This window comes from Arenimonas metalli CF5-1, assembly GCF_000747155.1.
Taxonomy (GTDB): domain Bacteria; phylum Pseudomonadota; class Gammaproteobacteria; order Xanthomonadales; family Xanthomonadaceae; genus Arenimonas; species Arenimonas metalli.
Genome location: NZ_AVCK01000059.1, coordinates 1 through 617, shown reverse-complemented (window position 1 = coordinate 617; position 617 = coordinate 1). Strand labels below are relative to the sequence as shown.

General features: G+C 68.1%; 1 protein-coding gene. It reads right to left on the bottom strand.

What is annotated here, in order from left to right; all coding sequences use genetic code 11:
- Positions 1–617 (bottom strand): ISL3 family transposase (locus N787_RS12895; protein WP_034214986.1); only part of this gene is annotated, 617 nt, incomplete at both ends.

Sequence of the window (617 nt, the reverse complement as noted above, 5' to 3'; positions counted from 1 at the left end):
GCACGTTCTCGCGGTTGCGCAGCAGCAGCCAGCGCGATGTCTTTACCAGCCGCCGGGCCGGCTTGTCGGCGCGCAGCCGGTTGGCCTCGTCCACGCGGACCCGATCGATCACCTCGCGGCCATACTTCGCCACGACGTGGAACAGGTCGTAGACCACCTCGGCGTTCGGGCAGTGCGCCCGAACCTCTAAGTCGTAGGCCGTGTTCATGTCCATCGCCACGGCACGCACTTGCGCACAACGCTCGGGGCCAAGCAGCTCAAAAAACGGCTTTATTTCAGCTCTCGAACGACCGCGACCCACCCACAGCACCCGCTTGCGTTCGGCGTCCACCACTACTGTCGCGTAGCGATGGCCCTTCTGGATCGCAAACTCGTCCATCGCCAGCAGCCGCACGCCATCCAAGTCCGGCGGGCCCAGCGTGCGTTCCAGATGCCGGAAGTCGATCGCCTTGACCGTCTTCCAATCCAGCCCGAACCACCGGGCGGCGTGCCGCACCGACGTCCCGGCGCACAGCCGGGCCACGCTCTCGGCCAGCCGTCGGGTCACCCGGGCATGGGGGTCGAGCCAATCCAGCCGATCCAGCCGCGGCCCGCAGCGCGGGCAGGCCAGGCGCAGC